This is a genomic window from Pseudomonas sp. PDM16 (assembly GCF_014851865.1).
In the GTDB taxonomy this organism is placed as follows: domain Bacteria; phylum Pseudomonadota; class Gammaproteobacteria; order Pseudomonadales; family Pseudomonadaceae; genus Aquipseudomonas.
The window spans coordinates 20,965-38,388 of the sequence record NZ_JACVAM010000003.1 but is presented as its reverse complement, the minus strand read 5'-3'; the positions used below and the strand labels follow the sequence as shown (position 1 = coordinate 38,388).

The following is a 17,424-nucleotide window of genomic DNA, read 5'->3' as shown; positions in this document are numbered from 1 at the left end:
GGAACTCCTTCAGCGCCGCCGGGCGCCTCCGCGGGATGAGGACATGGCCGGGCGACTTACCGCCCGGCCGCTGGCTCGGGCCGACTGTGGCCGGCTGGCTGCCGTGCGGCTGATCTGGCCGCGCTCCTGGTAGGCACGATCCCGACTGGGGGAGCGAGCCCCGGCGAAGGCGTTGTCGCGTGCGCTGCGAGAGGTGGAGTACTGCTGGCGGGCCTGCTGGCGGCTCTGGGCGGTGTTGCGCTCACGGGATTGGGCACGCTGGCGTAGCTGATCGGAGCTGCGCATCTCGCGATTGGCGCTCTGCGCCCGCTCCAGAGCCTGGCGGTTGTTTGTGGCAGGGCTCTCGAAACCTCGCTGCTGCAGGCTCTGACGGGCCCGCTCGCGGTTGGCGGTGCGTGCCGTATCACGGCCGCGTAACGCGTTGCGTTGCTCGCCGTTGGCCAGGCGCTGGCCGTACTGCTCGCGGCTGGCGCGATCACGATAGGGCACTCCATCGCGGTTGACTGCGTTGTGCTTCCAGGTGCTCTGATTGACGTCGAGTCGACGATTGTCGTTGATGTTGTTGTAGCGGTTCACATCGATGTCTATGTCGCCGTGCCCCCAGTTGCAGTCGCCCCATAGCGAGTCGATGATCGCCACCCCGGCGGCGAAGCCGATGCCGGTGGCGATTGCCGTGCCGAAGTAGTAGCCCGGGGGTGGTGGGTAGTAAACCGGCGGATAGGAGGGATAGGGCCAGGTGCCATACACCACCGTGGGGTTGTAGCTTGGTACGTAGACCACCTGCGGGTCGGCCGACTCGATGATGATGGTCTGCTGGTTGCTGCCGCCAGTGCTGGTTGCCTGAGCAGGCGCGGGTGCCTGCTCGCTGACCTTCTGCTGCTCGTTGGATTTGAGATTGCCGGCCGCTTTGGCCTGTCGCCTCAGGCGTTGTACCGAGTCCATGATTGCGTCGGGCTGCGCCAGGAAGGCGTCGCCCACCCGTTGCACCCAGGCAGGGTCCTGTCCCAGGGTGATCAGCACCGCGGGGAAGGCGACCAGCGACTGCACGCTAGGGTCCCAGGACTGGTCGGAGACCTGGCGCACTGCGTCGTCGCCCGTTGCATCAGGATGATTGGTGGACCAGGTCACCGCGTCGGCCACGTCGCCTGGATAGGTGGATGCCATCAATACCTGTGCCAGTAGTGCGTCGGGATATAGGGCCAGGGGCGCCAGCATCTGGTCGAGCTCTTCGGTAGTGAATACCGGATCGCTCGCCACATTCGCCTTAGCCGGATCCTCGGCAAGGACCGTGACGGGGGCTGAGGCCAGCACCAGCAGCAGGGCGAGGAGGCCGAGGCCTAGGTCGATTCGCATGATGATTCTCCTTGCGCGAGCGCGCGAGCGGAGGTCGGTGTAACGAGGTGGCCGTTCTAGTGCGCCGGCCGTTGGCGTTTCGAGGACGAATGCTCGTTCTTGGCTGTTTTCTCAGTCGCCTAGAACCCGCGCCATGTCGGCGAGAGGCTGCTGGCGCATCGTCGCCAATGGTCGCCGAGTGATGCGATATCCCGCCCGGTGATCGAGGCCGTCAGCGAGTCGTTGGTGTTCATGGATCAGAAACGCTCTTCGACCATGCGGAAGGGGTAGGGCGCCGCCTTGTAGCGGCCGATCTTGCCGCGCTTGGGCAGCTCTATCTTCTGGTCCTTGGTGATGTCGTCGTAGGGCACCTGCGCCAGCAGATGGCTGATGATATTCAGACGTACCCGTCGCTTGTCCTCGGAGCGAGCCATGTACCAGGGTGCCCAGGAGGAATCGGACGCGGCGAACATGTCGTCGCGGGCGCGGGTGTAGTCGTCCCAGCGAGTGAAGGACTTGAGGTCCATGGGCGACAGCTTCCAGATCTTGCGCCCGTCGTGAATGCGTTCTTCCAGACGGCGCTGCTGCTCCTGGGCACTGACTTCCAGCCAGTACTTGATAAGGATGACACCGGACTCGACGATCATCTTCTCGAACAACGGCACGACGTTGAGAAACTTGTGCGCCTGCTCTTCGGAGCAGAATCCCATTACCCGTTCGACCCCCGCGCGGTTGTACCAGCTGCGGTCGAAGATCACGATCTCGCCAGCTGCCGGCATGTGCTGCAGGTAGCGTTGGCCGTACATCTGCGTCTTCTCCCGCTCGGTGGGCGCCGGGAGCGCCACGACGCGGAATACCCGCGGGCTGACCCGCTCGGTAATGGCCTTGATAGTGCCGCCCTTGCCGGCGCCATCACGCCCCTCGAATATCACGCAGACCTTCAGCCCCTTGGCAACCACCCACTGCTGGAGCTTGACCAGCTCGACGTGCAGGCGCTTTAGCTCCTGCTCGTATTCCTTGCGACCCAGTTTTTCCTCGACCTTTTCCTTCTTCTTGGCCATGTCCCGTGCTCCGTCAGTGGAAAGGGAAGATGTAGTTCATCCAGGCCGCCATGCGCAGGAGAATCTTGCGCATGATGGCAACGTGGTGGAAGTGCTCGGAGTACAGCGCGGCCTGTCCATAGGCGCCGCCCGGCATCAGGTCCCGATATTCGGCGAATTCCGGGTCGGTCACTTCGAGCATTACCGGCACCCGTCCCGGCGGAGGCGAGCCGGTGAAGCCTATAAGGTTGCCGCTCGGCTGCACCTGGCCTTCAGCGATTACCGGCAGGACCATCCTCACCTTGGCCTCGAACACTTCTCCGGGGATGCCGTCGAAGGCGATCTCGGCCTCGTCGCCAATGCTCAGGCGCAACTGGCTGTTCTGCCGCATCCAGGCCACATAGGCATAGTCCTCCTGGGGGATGAACACCATGGCCGGGCGCAACGGCATCTTCACTGCATAGATGCCTGGGCGCAGTGAAACCTGGGTGACATAGCCGTTGGAGGGGGCCCGTACAGTGGTGTTGTCCAGTTCGAACTGGGCGATGTTGAGTTGCGCCTGCAGGTCCTGCACGTTCGCCGAGGTGATGTCCACGTCGCGCCGGTTGCCGACATTGCGACGTGCCAGTTCGCTGGCCCGCGCCAGGTCTGCGCGCGCCGAAACCAGCTGAGCCTTCAGCGACTTGACCCGATTCTCGAAGGGCGTCGGGTCTATGCGGAATAGCACATCACCCTTTTTCAGCATCTGGTGACCCTTGACCGGCACCTCGATCACCTGCCCGCTGACCGCGGGCACGATCGGTGTGCTGACGAAGTAGCTGCGCGATACCTCGGAGTAAGGATGGTTGTAATTCATCAGGAAGATCAGTGCGCCGATGAGGACTATGCCGCCAAGTACGGCGGTGGGCACGGTCCACTTGTTCAGCGGAATCTTGAATATCTTGAAGATCGCCACGCAGATGGCGGTGTAGGTGAGAATAAGCAATAGATCCATGGCTCAGCCCTCCTGCCGCGGCTGCTCTGCCGGCGTCACCAGCAGGGCTTCGGGCGGTGTGGCGGCCTCGGCTGCCTCCAGCGAGGCCAGGCGCGCCTGCAGCTCTTCGAGTTGCTTCTCTAGAGTCAGCACGCGTGCATCGTCCACGGGGGCCGGTACGTTGGTCGAGAAGCCCCAGCCCCGGTCGGCGCGGTACAGGGTTGCCCAGATCCACAGGAAGGGCCAGATGGCATGCAGGGTGAACAGACTGACCCACCCCGCGACATGAATGGCATCCTGCTGCGGATGCTTGCGATGAACCGCGATTTCATACGGGATATCGTGAATCGCAATAACGCCGTAGAACAGCACGACTCCAACAAAAATCAGAATTCCCAAAGCGACATAGTCCAGCATTCCAGCCTCCATGACACGTGCCTGCCTCAAGCAACGTAGCAGTGGAAGCGAGGCGGTGCCATTTACCTGAGAAGTTGATGGTCCGGCCCCCTCGGGATGCGCGTCAGCGGGCCGACACGGGTCGCTTGGAAAGGCGGATTCGTGTGCCGATACGACGTTGTTTGGTGGGGCGAGCGTCGCCCTCTGGCCGGTTTCTGTCGATTGACTCAAGCAGGCAGCTGATGCTCATGGGTGCGCCCCTGACATCAATCGCCCAAAAAAAGCCGCCCATGAGGGCGGCAGGGTCTCCAGCAGATTTCGATGACAGGAGTGCTGGAGGCAATGTGGCGTTCGAAGGCCCCGTCAGCGAATGCCGATGGCGCGCAGGGCGGCGGGGGTGAAGTCGCCGGTCTTGGCCTTGAGGCCGAACTGGTAGGCGTTGTTCACCTTGTTGAACATGTAGTTCGCCAGGTAGCGGCCGGAGATCAGGTCGTAGGTCAGCTCGCCCGCGGAGATCTGCGTCTGCTCGTCGTACAGCGGCAGGATGTGGTTCTCCGAGACGCGCCACAGGTTGCCACGGGCGTCGTAGTGGTCGGCCTCGACGATGGTCCAGCTGTCTTCGTCGATGAACAGGTGGCGCTTGGAATAGACATGGCGCTGGCCTTCCTTCAGCGTGCCGATGATTTCCCAGACCCGGTGCAGCTCGTAGCGGGTCTTGTCCTGGTTGAGGTGGCCCGGGGTGATCAGTTCGTCGTAGCTGTTGGCCGGGTCAGCCAGGCGGAAGCTGTTGTAGGGCACGTACATCTCGCGCTTGCCGACCAGTTGCCAGTCATATCGATCCGGCGAGCCATTGAACATGTCGGTCTGGTCGGTGGTACGCAGGTTGCCCGGACCGGGGCTGTCATAGGCGACCTGTGGTGCACGGCGTACCCTGCGCTGACCGGAGTTGTACTGCCAGGCCATGCGCGGTTCCTTCACCTGGTTGAGGGTCTCGTGGACCAGCAGCACGCCGCCCACGTCGCGCGCCGGTGCGATGTTCTCGGAGGTGAAGTAGTAGAGGATGTTCTTCGACTTGCTTGGGTCGTAGTCCAGCAGTTCCTCGCTGTAGGCCAGGCGGTCGCGCTCGGTCTTCCACGAGTAGTCGCCGCCCGGAGTGGTCATGAAGGCCGTGGTCTCGCGGGTGAAGCTGCCGCCGCGGTAGCGGGTGATGTGGTTCCACAGCACTTCCAGGCCGTTCTGTGGAATGGGGAAGGCCAGTGGGCTGGCGTATTTCTCCAGGCCGTTGCCGCCTTCCACCGTCTGCGTGGTGGTGGCGTTGCGGTGCGCCACTTCGTAGGCCTTCTGCGGCCAGGCGACACTGCGATGGGTGGGGTACACGGGAATCTTGTAGGTGCTGGCGTAGCGGGCGAACAGCGCCTGCTGCCCCGGACTCAGGTGCTCCCGGTACTGATCGAGGTTCTGCGCGGTGATGGTGAACAGCGGCGCTTCGCTGGCGAAGGGGTCGGCGCGGAAGCCATTGGTGACCTTGCCGGCATCCTTGGGCAGGCCGCCGGTCCATTCGGGAATGCTGCCGGCGGCGTTGCCGGCGCGCTCGGCGCCAACCGGAGTGAGATCGGCGCCCAGCTTGGCGGCCTGCGCCGCGTCCACGGCGGCATGGGCGGTGTTGAGCAGTAGCGGCAGGCACAGCGACAGCGCGCAGCGCGAGAAGAGGGTGGGTCGGTTCATGTGGTGCATCCTCAGAACGTCACGCCGATGCTGGCGCTGATGAAGTCGCGGTCACCGTTGGTGGTGTAGTCGCCGCCGAAGTAGTCGGTGTAACTGATGCTGGCTTCGTAATTGGACAGGTATTTGGCGCTGAGACCGATGCTCACGGCCTTGCTGCCCTCGGTGAAGGTCGGGCCGTAGCCGTCCACGTCATGCGACCAAGCCAGGCTCGGGCTGAGGTCCAGGCCGCCGATCACGCCGTTGTAGGTGAGGCCGGCGCGCAGGCGATAACCCCAGGAGTTGCGGGTGAAGAAGCCGTCGTCGTTGCAGTACTCCGGGCGGCCGCTGAGCAGCGTGCTGCACAGGTCGTTGCCGTCGTTGTCGAAGTATTCGCCTGGGCCGAAGTGGCTCGCCCGGCCGAAGCGGTACTCACCGTAGTCACCCTCGTTGATGCCGTTGAGGTGGGTGAAGCCGACCTCGCCGATCAGGTTCAGGCGACTGGCGCCGAGCACCTGGTCGAAGGTCTGCACCACGCTCATCTGCCCCTGGGTCATGGGCACACGGGTGTAGCCGTGGATCTCGTCGCCGGGGATGCCCGAGTTCGGGATCACGCTCGGCACTACCGGGGCCAGGCGCAGGGTGGCGTAGGTCAGGTCGTCGATGGCCAGCGGCATGTTCGGCCTGTAGCTCAGCTCGCCTTCCACCGACGCGGTGCCGATGGTGGTGTTGAAGCTCAGGCCGTACAGGCGAATGTCTTCCGGGTATTCGAGGAAGTACTGGGCGTATGCCGCACCGAAGCCCGGCGCGGTGAACGGGTTGGGGGCGCTGCTGATCACCGAACTGCCCACCGGGGTGCGGCTGTGGTAGTTCAGGTAGTAGGCGCTGATTTCCGTATCGTTCAGCTCGGGAACGAACCAGCGCAGGGCGACGCCGAACTGGCCGCTGTCGCGTGCATCGCGATCGCCACCGCGAGGCAGATAGATGGTATTGCCATTGAGGCCACTGTTGTCGGACTGACCGGGTTCGATGTCCGCGCCGCGCACCACGTAGCGGTCGTCGCAGCCGTCGGCGACGATGTCCGAGCTGGCAAAGAAGGTGCCGCAGTTGTCGGCGACGGTCTGGTCCCACTCCAGCTGGTAGAAGGTTTCCAGGCTGACGTCTTCGGCCAGCGCCTGCTGCAGGTAGATCATGTTGACCGGCAGTAGGCCCTCCTTCAGCTCCGAGCCCGGGCGACGCAGGGCGTTGGCGTCCAGCGGGTTGATGCTGTTGATGCCGCCGCTGATGAAGGTACTGCCGCCCCAGCTCACCACCTGCTTGCCGACGCGCACCGAACCGGGCAGTTCGGCGAGGTCGTAGTTGTGGTAGGCGAAGGCATCGAGCAGCTCCACGCCGGACGACTGGGCGCCGCGTTTGCGGTTGTCGTCGCGGATGTCGTAGAGCAGGCGGCTTTCGTCCTTCAGCTCGAAGTCATACCAGTACTTGCCGCGCAGGAACACGCCGGAGTTGCGGTACTTCAGCTCGAGGTCGTGGATGCCCTTGAAGATCTTCGAGAAGGTCTCGCCCTTCTTGAAGTTCAGCCGTGAGTCGTCGGAGGTGCGCGAGTCACCCTTGCCGCCGTTGCCCTGGGCGATGAAGTCCGGGTCCGGCGCGCGCACCGCCCAGCTGGCACCGATGGAAAGCGCCGAGTCGAGCTGACCTTCCACTTCGCCGATGTTGAAGTTCACTGCTTGAGCGCCGGCCATGTAGCCCGCCGTCGCCATTGCCAGAACGGCTGCGCCGGGTATGCCGGGCCGCTTGATGGTTCGTTTCACGTCTCTTCACCTTTTCTTGTTTTCGATGAGGGCGGCAGCGAGCGCTGTTCCCGGCATCCCTAGGCTCTGGGCTCAAGGGCATATGTATTATTTATGTACATATGTATGAATTGAGCTCAATAAGACGCTATACATGTGTGGTTGACATGTAAATCTGTACGATTTTTGTGCATGCGTGATGCGGCCATGCCCGAAAGGGCACGGCTCGGCGGGGGAAGAGGGAGGATGGTGGCTGGCGGCCCTTGCGGCGCGCCAGCGCGGGGTCAGCCGGGCAGGGCGCCGGTGTAGCGGGCGCGGTGGCGAACCAGCGGCTGCTGGTTGTACTGCTCGCTGGCGTGGGCGATCCAGCCGATCAGGCGGGCGACGGCGGCGAGCGCCAGTTCCTGGCCGCCCAGGTTGAGTTTGCGGCCGACGAAGCTGACCAGCAGGATGAACTCCACCGGCCGCTGCACCAGTTCCTCGGCCACCTTCATGGCCTTGAGCAGGCGCAGGTACTCCGGGTCGTCGGCGAACATGCTGTCCAGCGTGGCCTTGAGGCTGAGGGCGCGCGGGTCGGCGACGCTGTGCACGTTGGCGCAGAAGCCGGGGATGTCGCCGCCCTGGCTGTAGTGCTGGAGGATCGGTTCGGCCGGGTCCTTGGCGTTGCAGATGTCGTCCAGCAGGTGGCTGACCGTCTCGTTGCGGCCGTAGGCGATGCGCCGGCCACGGGCCGTGGCCAGGCCAGTGATGGCAGCGTAGTAGGGCGTGACGCCGGTGTTCGCTGCGGCGCGCACGCTGTAGGTGGAGTGGTCCAGCTCATGGTCGATGCTCAGGATCAGCATGCGCCGGATCAGGTCGGCGAAGCGCTGGTCCATGCCGCAGGAGGCTGCGATGAATTCGTGCAGCGGGCGCGGGTCCGGCGCGGTGGCGCCGACCACCAGCGCGGCGAACCAGCGCACCACGTCGGCACCGGTACGCGCATAGCCCTCGGGCGAGAGGTCGAAGGCCTTGGGGTTCTCCCGCTCCACTAGCGGGAACAGGGCGATGGCCTTCTCGATCACCGTGGTGTGGCCGAACAGCTCCAGCAGTTGCGGCACGCCGGGCGGCATGTGCGGCAGCGAATCGCCGAAGGCTCCTGGCACCTGCCAGAACATCTCCGCCACTTCCTCCACCGAGGCCTTCTCCACCAGCTCGTGGATGTCTCGGCCGCGGTAGTACAGGCCGTCCTCGGTGAGCAGGGTCAGCGAGCTGTGCGAGTCCGGATTGCCGCGCTTGCTCGTCGTGGCGTCGCCGCCCTTGCTGCCCTTGACCAGGCGCTGGATGTCGGCCGCCCAGTAGCGGCGCTTGCGCGAGCCCTCGATCTTCACCGAGCGGATGTTCTTGCGCCCCACGTAGGCATACAGGGTCGGCAGGTTGACGCCGAGCAGCCCGGCGGCTTCCTCGGCGGAGAGGTACAGCTCATCTTGGTTGGGCATGGCGGCCTTCATGTGGACGTTTTGAGTACAGATTTACCGATGTTAGTCGACTGTTTACATTCCTGTAAATCATTGGTGGAAAGCGTCTATGTAGGCGCTTTCAGCTCGTGCTCCACTTCCATGTCAGAGGCTTTTCCATGAAATCGCTGTGTCTTGCCGTGTCCGTGTTGCCTGCCGCTCTGTTGCCCCATGTCGCCCAGGCGGATTCCGCCCCGGGGCTGCAGTCCATCGGCCTGGGGCTGTCCTACTCGCAGAGCCCCTATGCGGGGGCGGATAGCTCCGTGTCGCCGGTGCCGCTGGTGCGTTACCAGGGCGAGCGCCTGTTCCTGCAGGGGCTGACCGGCGGTGTGCACCTGATCGAGCGCGATGGTTTCGGCCTGGATGCAATCGTCTCAGGGCGCTTCGATGGCATCGATGCCGACGACTTCGGCCGCGCCGAGCTGGCCGAGAACGGTATCGATCGCGATCTCCTGGAGGATCGTGACGACGGCATCGACCTTGGCCTGCGCGCCAGCTGGGAGTTTGCCTTCGGCGAGCTGCAGGCCACGGCCGATGTCAGTGGCGCCAGCGAGGGTTACGAGCTGGCCCTGGAGTATGGCTATCCGATGGACGTGGCCGGGGCGAAGGTGACGCCGGCACTGAAGGTCAGCTATCTGTCGGACAAGCTGGCCGACTATTACTACGGCACCCTGAGCGATGAGGAGGCGCGCGGCGTGGCACGCTATCGTCCGGGCAGCGCGGTGGTGCAGGAGCTGGCGCTGGGAGTGTCCAGGCCGGCTGGCGAACGCTGGCTGCTAATCGGTGAGGCCAGCTACCGGCACCTGCCGGGTCGTCTTACCGACAGCCCGCTGGCGGAGGGCGATGCCGGTCAGCTCGGGGTGAAGGTCGGCATTTCCTGGTTGTTCGATTGAATTGATGTACAAAAAAAATACAGATTTACGTTTAAAAAATCAATGTGTACTTTGCGTCCATCGTGCACCTGTGGCGGTATCTCGACCGGCTGAAGGCTGCACTCCTACCTGATTCTTTTAACAACAAGGACAACAGAATGGCTTGGGTTGGATTCGCGATGGTCTCGGTGTTCATGTTGCTGATCATGACGCGGCGCTTGTCGGCCATCGTCGCGCTGATCCTGGTGCCGGTGGCGTTCGCGCTGGCGCTGGGCCTTGGTTCGCAGATGGGCGAAATGGTGCTGGACGGTGTCATCAAGGTCACGCCGACGGCGATGATGCTGATGTTCGCGCTGCTGTACTTCGCGGTGATGTTCGACGCCGGCCTGTTCGAGCCGGCGGTGAGGCGCATCATCCGCTGGGTCGGCAATGATCCGCTGCGCATCACCCTCGGCACCGCCGCGCTGTCTACCGTCATCTCGCTGGATGGCGATGGCGCGACCACCGTGTTGGTGGTGGTCACCGCCTTCCTGCCGGTTTACCTGCGCCTGGGCATGAACCCGCTGATCCTGGCAGTGATGCTGCTGCTGACCAATACAGTGATCAACATCGTGCCCTGGGGTGGACCAACCGCACGGGCCGCCAGTGCGCTGCACGTGGATGCCATGGATGTGTTCGTCGGCCTGATTCCGGCCATGCTGATCGGCCTGGTCTACGCCTTTGCCGCAGCCTGGTGGCTGGGCCAGCGCGAGCGCCGGCGCCTCGGCTGGGTGCCGGGGCAGGCCGACACGGCGGCGCCCGAACTGGAGCGCAAGGCCAGGGACAGCCACCGCCCGCACCTGTTCTGGGTCAACCTGGCGCTGACCCTGGGCCTGGTGGCGAGCATGGGCATGGGGCTCGGTCCGCTGCCGGTGCTGATGATGATCGCGCTGGCCCTGGCCCTGGTGATCAACTACCCGCGCCTGGCGGAGCAGAAGGAGCGCATCGCCGCGCACTCGGAGAACGTACTCAACGTGGTGGCGCTGATCTTCGCCGCCGGCGCCTTCACCGGCATTCTCACCGGCTCGGGTATGGTCGACGCTATGTCCCAGGCCTTCCTCGACGTGGTGCCGGAGAACTCCGGGCCGTACATGAGCGTGATCACCTCGCTGGCGGCGATTCCCTTCACTTTCTTCATGTCCAACGACGCCTTCTTCTACGGCATCCTGCCGATCCTCAATGGCGCCGCCGGGCAATACGGCGTGGACCCGCTGCACATCGCCCGCGCCTCGGTGCTGGGCCAGCCGGTGCATGCGCTGAGCCCGCTGATCGCCGCGCCCTACCTGCTGGCCGGGTTACTCAAGCGCGACATGGGTGAGCTGCAGCGCTATGGCCTGGCCTGGGCGCTGGGCTGCTCGGTGGTGCTGATCCTGTCGGCGCTGGCGACCGGCGCGATCATCTAGCGAGCCCCGACTCCAGGAATGACCACGCCTCCGATCATCACGATCAGGGGGAAGGGCAGCGGCTTGCCGCAAGAACAGTGGCGCTCGGTGCAACTGGGCCGCGCAGCAGGAGGTGAGAGAGACGGCATGAACACACAACTCCCACGCAAGGTGCTGGTGACCCAGCGCTTCTTCGACCCCGAGAGCATCGCCTACCTGCAGGGCCAGGGCTGCGAGGTGAGCATCGCAGAGCTGGCCCAGGGGCAGGGCGATGGTGACCTCGACGAGGCGCAACTGCTGGCGCTGCTGGCCGATGCCGATGCCTGGATCGTCGGCCACGCCTGGGTCACGGCGCAGCTGCTGGAGCAGTTGCCGCGCCTGCAGGTGATTGCCCGGCGTGGCGTCGGCTATGAGCGGGTGAGCGTCGATGCCGTACAGGCCAGCGGCAAGGTCGCGACCATCGCGGTCGGCGGCAACGATGCCAGCGTCGCCGACCACGCCATCGCCATGATGCTGGCCCTGGGACGTCTGGGTGAAGCCAAGGCGCGCATGCTCCAGGGCGACTGGGGCATTGCCCTCGGCCGCGACCTGTATCGCAAGACGGTGGGCATCGTCGGCCTGGGGCGCATCGGCCGTGGCGTGGTCAAGCGCCTGGCCGGCTTCGAGGCGAAGGTACTAGCCTATTCGCCGAACCCGGACTGGAGCTACGGCCGCGAGGCCGGCGTGCAGTACGTCGACCTCGACACCCTGCTGGCCGAGAGCGACTACGTGAGCCTGCACGCGCCGTTGAACGAGGACACGCGCCTGCTCATCGACGCCCCAGCACTCAACCGCATGAAGCCCAGCGCCGTGCTGATCAATACCGCCCGTGGCGGCCTGGTCGATGACCGCGCGCTGCTCGAGGCACTGCTCGATGGCGCCATCGCCGGCGCCGGCCTGGACGTGTTTCTCAGCGAGACCGATCCAACCTACCGCGCCACCACCGAGGCGCTGCTCGCCTTGCCGAACGTGGTGGCCACTCCGCACAGCGGTGCCTCGACCCATGAAGGGTTGCAGCGCACCAACCTGATCGCCGCGCAGTGCGTAGTCGCAGTGCTGAATGGCGACACGCCGCCAGCGTCCTGCGTTATCGCCGACGGACGCGGCGCACTTCCAACCGAGGAATGACCATGGAAAAAAGTATAAAAGTGCTCGTCCCCACCGGCTGCATCGGCTCCGGGGTACGACTGGACCTCTTCGAGCGGGCCCTGCTGGAAAAGCCGGACGTGATCGCGATGGACGGCGGTTCGACCGACTCCGGCCCGCACTACCTCGGCACCGGCAGCACCAAGGGCTCAGCAGCCGTGCTGCGGGACGAGCTGCGTGTCTACATGAAGGCCCGCGCCGAGTTGGGCATTCCACTGATCGTCGGCAGCAGCGGCACCTGCGGCTCCGACTCGGGCGTCGATCTGCTGCGCAGCGTCTGCCTGGAGGTGGCCGCCGAGCTGGGGCAGAACGTCAAGGTCGCCGCCATCTATGGTGAGCAGCAACACGCCACGGTGGTGCAGGCGCTGGCCGATGGCCGCGTGCTGCCGCTCAACCCCGTGCGCCCGATCGACGAGACGCTGGTCGAGCGCTGCTCGCACATCGTCGCGGTGATGGGGGTAGAGCCGTTCATCCATGCGCTGGAGCAGGGTGCGGACATCATCGTCGCCGGGCGTGCCACCGATACTGCCGTGCTGGCCTGCCTGCCGATCATGCGCGGCGCACCGGCCGGGCCATCCTGGCACGCAGGCAAGACCATGGAGTGCGGCGCGCAGTGCACCACCACACCGCTCGATGCGATGGTCATGGCCGAAATCGACGCCTCCGGTTTCACCATCACCGCCATCGGCCCGCAGGCGCGCCTGACCCCGCAATCGGTGATGGCGCACATGCTCTACGAGAACAGCAACCCCAACCTGCTGACCGAGCCGGGTGGTGCGCTCAACGTCGAAGCAGCGCGCTACCACGCGCTGGACGAGCGCCGCGTGCGTGTCGAGGGTTCCGTGTGGGAGCCGCACGAACGCTACACCGTCAAGCTCGAAGGTGCGGCCCCGGCTGGCCATCAGTCGGTGCTGCTCAGTGTGGTGCGGGGGCCGGAGTACATCGCCCGCTTCGACGAGTGGCTGCAGATGCTGGACGGCGCCATGCGCAAGCGCATCGAGAAGAATCTTGGCATCGGCCCGGCGCAGTACGACCTGCAGTTCCGCGCCATCGGCAAGAACTCCGCCCTCGGTGATCTGGAGCCGCAAGCCAGCGCCCCGACGGAAATCGGCGTGCTGGCCATCGCCACCTGCCCGGACGCATCGCACACCCAGGACATCCTGGCCCTGCTCAACCCGTACATGCTGCATTTCCCGCTACCCGACGACAAAGACCTGCCGACCCACGCCTTCCCGCTGTCGCCGGCCTCGATGGATCGCGGTCTGGTCTACGAATTCGTCCTCAACCACGTGATGGTAATCGGCAACCCGCTGGCGCCGTACCGTTTCGACTTCACCGTTACAGGAGCCTGACCATGATCCAGTCTCAGGGATACGAAATCCGCTCGAAAAGCGCCGGCCCATTCTGGCTGACCTTCGACATCTTCTGCGCCGACGGCGAAACCTACAGCCGCCTCTGCGCCGAGCCGCTGCTGGGCGCCGAGTCGATGGCGGCGATTTTCCACAGCGACGCTAGCCAGGTTCGCACCTTCCACCTGGCCCCGCTCAACGTCATCAAGATCAGCCTGCCGCGCCCGGTGGTACAGGGCTCGCTGGCCGACCGCGACATGCACGGCGCGCAGTGGGGCTATGTGCTGGCCGAGGAACTTGCCCGCACGGCGGCCTGATCGTCCTCGTGTCGCCAAGGCCGCCACCCGCGGCCATGGCGACAGCGGGTAGACGCCCGCGATTCCCAACGACCCGTGCGAGAGCCGTGATGAACCGCCCCCGAACGCTCTACGACAAGCACATCGATGCCCACACCGTCTGCACCCTCGACGACCACGGCCATGTGCTGCTGTACATCGACCGCCAGGTCGCCAACGAATACACCAGCCCGCAGGCCTTCAGCGGCCTGCGCGAAGCCGGACGCACCGTGTGGCGCCCGGCCGCCACGCTGTGCGTGGTCGATCATGTGAACCCCACTACGCCTGAGCGCATCGCCACCATGCCGGATGCCGGTGGCGCGCGGCAGGTCTCCTACTTCGAGCAGAACTGCCGCGATTTCGGCCTGGAGCTGTTCGATGTGCTGGACAAGCGCCAGGGCATCGAGCACGTGGTGGCGCCGGAGCAGGGCTTCATCCTGCCCGGCATGATGGTTGCCGCCGGCGACAGCCACACCACCACCTACGGCGCGCTGGGCGCCTTCGGCTTCGGCATCGGCACCTCGGAAATCGAGCATCTGCTGGCCACCCAGACCCTGGTCTACAAGAAGCTGCGCAGCATGCGCGTGACGGTGCGTGGCGAGCTGGGCGCCGGGGTGACGTCCAAGGACATCATCATGGCGTTGATCCAGCGCATCGGCGCGGCCGGCGCCACCGGCTACGCCATCGAGTTCTGCGGCGAGACCATCGAGGCGCTGAGCGTCGAGGCGCGCATGACCATCTGCAACATGGCGGTGGAGGCCGGCGCCCGCGGCGCCTTCATGGCCCCCGACGACAAGGTCTTCGCCTACCTCAAGGACAAGCCGCGCGTGCCGCATGGCCTGCTCTGGGAGCAAGCCATGGCCAGCTGGCGCGAGCTGCGCAGCGACCCCGGCGCGCACTACGACGCGGAGGTAGAACTGGACGCCGCCGCGCTGCAGCCGATGGTCACCTGGGGCACCAGCCCGGACCAGGCGGCACCCATCGGCGCGTGCGTGCCGGATCCGCAGGAGGAGGGCGACCCGATCCGCCGCCAGGACCTGCAGCGCGCCCTGCGCTACATGGGTCTGCAGCCCGGCGAACGGCTGGCGGCGATCCGCATCAGCCACGCCTTCATCGGCTCCTGTACCAATGCGCGCATCGAGGACCTGCGCGACGCCGCACGAGTCGTGCGCGGGCGCAGCGTGGCCAGCCATGTGCGGGCGATGATCGTGCCCGGCTCGACCCTGGTGCGCGAACAGGCCGAAGCCGAAGGGCTGGCGCAGATCTTCCGCCAGGCCGGCTTCGAGTGGCGCCAGTCCGGCTGCTCGATGTGCCTGGCGATGAACGATGACGTGCTGGCGCCGGGCGACCGCTGCGCGTCCAGCACCAACCGCAATTTCGAGGGCCGCCAGGGCGCTGGTGCGCGGACCCACCTGATGAGTCCGGCGATGGTTGTGGCCGCCGCCATCAGCGGCCATCTCACCGATGTCCGCAGCCTGCCCCTGGAGAGCTGAGATGCAGCCATTCACCCATGTCAGCGGCATTGCCGCGCCGATGCTCGCGGCCAACGTCGACACCGACGTGATCATGCCCAAGCAGTTCCTCAAGGGCATCGATCGCAATGGTCTGGATCGTGGCCTGTTCTTCAATCTGCGCTTCCTCGAGAACGGCAGCGCCAACCTCGACTTCGTGCTCAACCAAACACCGTGGAATCGTGCCAGCTTCCTGGTGGTCGGGCCAAACTTCGGCTGCGGCTCCAGCCGCGAGCACGCGGTGTGGGGCCTGAAGCAGCTGGGCTTTCGCGCGCTGATCGGCACCAGCTTCGCCGGCATCTTCTTCGACAACTGCCAGCGCAACGGCGTGTTGCTGATCCAGCTGCGAGAGGCGGAGTTGCAGCACCTCGGGCGCATCGTCAGCGACCCGGCCAACGCGGCGATCAGCGTCGATCTGCAGGCGCAGCAGGTGCTGCTCGGCGACGGCGCGATCATCCATTTCGACATCGACCCGCTGCGCAAGCAGGCCCTGCTGCTGGGGCTGGACGCCATCGGCAGCACCCTGCGGCGCACCGAGCAGATCCGCGCATTCGAGGCGTCGCACCTGCGCGCCAATCCCTGGCTGGCCTGAGCCGGCATACTGGAGAATCTTCATGTCCGAACCCACATTGGCGCGGCGCCTGGCCAGCTATGCCTGCAATCTATCCATCGATGATCTGCCCGAAACGGTAACCGCCTGCGTACGCCGGCGCTTCGTCGACAGCCTGGCCTGCATCCTCGGCGCCTATGGCGCGAAACCGGTGGAGGCGGCCATCGCTGTGGCCACGCAGGTGCACCAGCCGGCGTCCAGCGTATTCGGCACCGACCTGCGTACCACGCCGGAACTGGCTGCCTTCACCAACGGCATCATGGTCCGCTTCCTCGACTATAACGACGGCTACATGGGCCTCGAGCCCGGCCACCCCAGCGACAGCATTCCCGCCTGCCTGGCCCTGGCCGAGGCCGAAGCTGCCACGGGCAGCGAGCTGATCGTGGCCATCGTCATCGCCTACGAAATCCAGATGCGCCTGCAGGATGCCGCCAGCCTGAACAAGCGCGGCTGGGACCACGTCAACTACATCAACGTGGCGATGGCTGCCGCGGCTGCGCGACTGATGCGGCTGGACGAGGAGCAGGCCGAGCAGGCGATCAACATCGCCCTCTGCGCGCACCTTACGATGCGTCAGGTACGTTCGGGCTCGCTGTCCGACTGGAAGGGCTGCGCGGCGGCGAACGCGGCGCGCAATGCCATCTTCGCCGCCAACCTGGCGCGCCACGGGATGACCGGGCCGGCGCCGGTGTTCGAGGGCGACATGGGCTTCTTCCGCCAGGTGACGGGTGAGTTCGGTCTGGATGTCGAGCGCTTCGGCAATCGGGCCAACGGCGACTTCGCCATCCTGCGCTCGCTGACCAAAACCTTCCCCACCAATGGCGAACTGCACACGGCGGTATGGGCTGGCATCGACCTGCGCGCGCGGGTCGCCGACCTCGACGCAATCGAGACCATCCACATCGAAACCTCGGAGTTCAACCGCCGGGTGCTCGCCGACCCGGAGAAGTGGCGGCCGCGCACGCGCGAAACCGCCGATCACAGCCTGCCCTACAACGTCGCGCGGGCGCTGATGGATGGCGACATCACCCTGGATTCCTACGCGCCGGAGCAGATCGCCGACCCGCGCGCCATCGCCCTGATGAGCCGCACCACTGTCAGCGAAGACCCGTCGCTGACGAGACTGTTTCCACGGCACCTGGCCAATCGGGTGACGGTGAAGCTGGCCACGGGCGAGATGGTCACCTGCGAAAGAATCAGTGGCCCCGGCTCACTGGAGACGCCGATGGAGGATGTGGATTTCGAGCGCAAGTTTCGCCGGATGGCATCCCCACATCTGGGGCGACTCGCTCAGGATGCAGTGCTGGACTTCGTGTCCCGCCTGGAGTCCCGAGCGGACTATCGGACGTTGTTCGTCGCAATGCGCCCGCAAGATGATCGTGACTGACCGGGGCTGGGTTCGACCCCCGGTGA

At 65.4% G+C, this 17,424-nt stretch carries 15 protein-coding genes; 8 read left to right on the top strand and 7 right to left on the bottom strand.

Translation table 11 applies throughout. The features are described 5' to 3' along the window. Nucleotides 1-9: 9 nt before the first annotated feature. From IB234_RS12110 to IB234_RS12080, 7 genes are all read right to left on the bottom strand, one after another. Nucleotides 10-1,353 carry a DUF3300 domain-containing protein gene (locus IB234_RS12110; protein ID WP_192317904.1) on the bottom strand — a complete coding sequence of 448 codons (1,344 nt, stop codon included), beginning with the start codon at nucleotides 1,351-1,353 and terminating at the stop codon, nucleotides 10-12. 236 nt (nucleotides 1,354-1,589) lie between these two features. Further along, complete coding sequence (gene ppk2, locus IB234_RS12105) at nucleotides 1,590-2,393, bottom strand: polyphosphate kinase 2 (RefSeq protein ID WP_192317903.1); 804 nt, start codon at nucleotides 2,391-2,393, stop codon at nucleotides 1,590-1,592. A gap of 13 nt (nucleotides 2,394-2,406) precedes the next feature. After that, nucleotides 2,407-3,366 carry an HlyD family secretion protein gene (locus tag IB234_RS12100; RefSeq protein ID WP_192317902.1) on the bottom strand — a complete coding sequence of 320 codons (960 nt, stop codon included), beginning with the start codon at nucleotides 3,364-3,366 and terminating at the stop codon, nucleotides 2,407-2,409. A gap of 3 nt (nucleotides 3,367-3,369) precedes the next feature. Further along, entirely contained in the window at nucleotides 3,370-3,762 is a 393-nt protein-coding gene (locus IB234_RS12095; RefSeq protein ID WP_192317901.1) for a DUF3302 domain-containing protein, read from the bottom strand. Between the two features lie 342 nt (nucleotides 3,763-4,104). Beyond that, a complete protein-coding gene (locus IB234_RS12090; protein WP_192317900.1) occupies nucleotides 4,105-5,466 on the bottom strand; it encodes a DUF1329 domain-containing protein in 1,362 nt (453 codons plus the stop codon). An 11-nt stretch (nucleotides 5,467-5,477) separates the two neighbouring features. After that, nucleotides 5,478-7,256: a DUF1302 domain-containing protein gene (locus tag IB234_RS12085; RefSeq protein WP_412547920.1), complete on the bottom strand. Its 1,779-nt coding sequence runs from the start codon at nucleotides 7,254-7,256 to the stop codon at nucleotides 5,478-5,480. A gap of 263 nt (nucleotides 7,257-7,519) precedes the next feature. Beyond that, nucleotides 7,520-8,710, bottom strand: coding sequence for a citrate synthase (locus IB234_RS12080; RefSeq protein WP_192317899.1), 1,191 nt, complete (start codon nucleotides 8,708-8,710; stop codon nucleotides 7,520-7,522). A gap of 137 nt (nucleotides 8,711-8,847) precedes the next feature. Between IB234_RS12080 and IB234_RS12075 the strand changes: the two genes are divergently transcribed. The 8 genes from IB234_RS12075 (at nucleotide 8,848) to IB234_RS12040 (ending at nucleotide 17,398) form a co-directional block, all read left to right on the top strand. Beyond that, a complete protein-coding gene (locus IB234_RS12075) occupies nucleotides 8,848-9,621 on the top strand; it encodes a MipA/OmpV family protein (RefSeq protein ID WP_192317898.1) in 774 nt (257 codons plus the stop codon). Between the two features lie 137 nt (nucleotides 9,622-9,758). Then, a complete protein-coding gene (locus IB234_RS12070; protein ID WP_192317897.1) occupies nucleotides 9,759-11,042 on the top strand; it encodes a CitMHS family transporter in 1,284 nt (427 codons plus the stop codon). A gap of 126 nt (nucleotides 11,043-11,168) precedes the next feature. Then, nucleotides 11,169-12,188: a phosphoglycerate dehydrogenase gene (locus IB234_RS12065; RefSeq protein WP_192317896.1), complete on the top strand. Its 1,020-nt coding sequence runs from the start codon at nucleotides 11,169-11,171 to the stop codon at nucleotides 12,186-12,188. A 2-nt stretch (nucleotides 12,189-12,190) separates the two neighbouring features. Further along, nucleotides 12,191-13,558, top strand: a complete 1,368-nt coding sequence (locus IB234_RS12060) for an acyclic terpene utilization AtuA family protein (protein WP_192317895.1) — start codon at nucleotides 12,191-12,193, stop codon at nucleotides 13,556-13,558. Between the two features lie 2 nt (nucleotides 13,559-13,560). Further along, entirely contained in the window at nucleotides 13,561-13,872 is a 312-nt protein-coding gene (locus IB234_RS12055; protein ID WP_192317894.1) for a DUF4387 family protein, read from the top strand. Between the two features lie 89 nt (nucleotides 13,873-13,961). Next, nucleotides 13,962-15,383, top strand: a complete 1,422-nt coding sequence (gene leuC / locus IB234_RS12050; protein ID WP_192317892.1) for a 3-isopropylmalate dehydratase large subunit — start codon at nucleotides 13,962-13,964, stop codon at nucleotides 15,381-15,383. A 1-nt stretch (nucleotide 15,384) separates the two neighbouring features. Then, complete coding sequence (gene leuD, locus IB234_RS12045; RefSeq protein WP_192317890.1) at nucleotides 15,385-15,993, top strand: 3-isopropylmalate dehydratase small subunit; 609 nt, start codon at nucleotides 15,385-15,387, stop codon at nucleotides 15,991-15,993. A gap of 22 nt (nucleotides 15,994-16,015) precedes the next feature. Beyond that, nucleotides 16,016-17,398, top strand: coding sequence for an MmgE/PrpD family protein (locus IB234_RS12040; RefSeq protein WP_192317888.1), 1,383 nt, complete (start codon nucleotides 16,016-16,018; stop codon nucleotides 17,396-17,398). Nucleotides 17,399-17,424: the final 26 nt, after the last annotated feature.

Excerpts from the sequence above, each read along its gene's own strand:
- IB234_RS12110 (WP_192317904.1), bottom strand. The coding sequence starts at position 1,353 with ATGCGAATCGACCTAGGCCTCGGCCTCCTCGCCCTGCTGCTGGTGCTG.
- ppk2 (WP_192317903.1), bottom strand. The coding sequence starts at position 2,393 with ATGGCCAAGAAGAAGGAAAAGGTCGAGGAAAAACTGGGTCGCAAGGAA.
- IB234_RS12100 (WP_192317902.1), bottom strand. The coding sequence starts at position 3,366 with ATGGATCTATTGCTTATTCTCACCTACACCGCCATCTGCGTGGCGATC.
- IB234_RS12095 (WP_192317901.1), bottom strand. The coding sequence starts at position 3,762 with ATGCTGGACTATGTCGCTTTGGGAATTCTGATTTTTGTTGGAGTCGTG.
- IB234_RS12090 (WP_192317900.1), bottom strand. The coding sequence starts at position 5,466 with ATGAACCGACCCACCCTCTTCTCGCGCTGCGCGCTGTCGCTGTGCCTG.
- IB234_RS12080 (WP_192317899.1), bottom strand. The coding sequence starts at position 8,710 with ATGCCCAACCAAGATGAGCTGTACCTCTCCGCCGAGGAAGCCGCCGGG.
- IB234_RS12075 (WP_192317898.1), top strand. The coding sequence starts at position 8,848 with ATGAAATCGCTGTGTCTTGCCGTGTCCGTGTTGCCTGCCGCTCTGTTG.
- IB234_RS12070 (WP_192317897.1), top strand. The coding sequence starts at position 9,759 with ATGGCTTGGGTTGGATTCGCGATGGTCTCGGTGTTCATGTTGCTGATC.
- IB234_RS12065 (WP_192317896.1), top strand. The coding sequence starts at position 11,169 with ATGAACACACAACTCCCACGCAAGGTGCTGGTGACCCAGCGCTTCTTC.
- IB234_RS12060 (WP_192317895.1), top strand. The coding sequence starts at position 12,191 with ATGGAAAAAAGTATAAAAGTGCTCGTCCCCACCGGCTGCATCGGCTCC.
- IB234_RS12055 (WP_192317894.1), top strand. The coding sequence starts at position 13,561 with ATGATCCAGTCTCAGGGATACGAAATCCGCTCGAAAAGCGCCGGCCCA.
- leuC (WP_192317892.1), top strand. The coding sequence starts at position 13,962 with ATGAACCGCCCCCGAACGCTCTACGACAAGCACATCGATGCCCACACC.
- leuD (WP_192317890.1), top strand. The coding sequence starts at position 15,385 with ATGCAGCCATTCACCCATGTCAGCGGCATTGCCGCGCCGATGCTCGCG.
- IB234_RS12040 (WP_192317888.1), top strand. The coding sequence starts at position 16,016 with ATGTCCGAACCCACATTGGCGCGGCGCCTGGCCAGCTATGCCTGCAAT.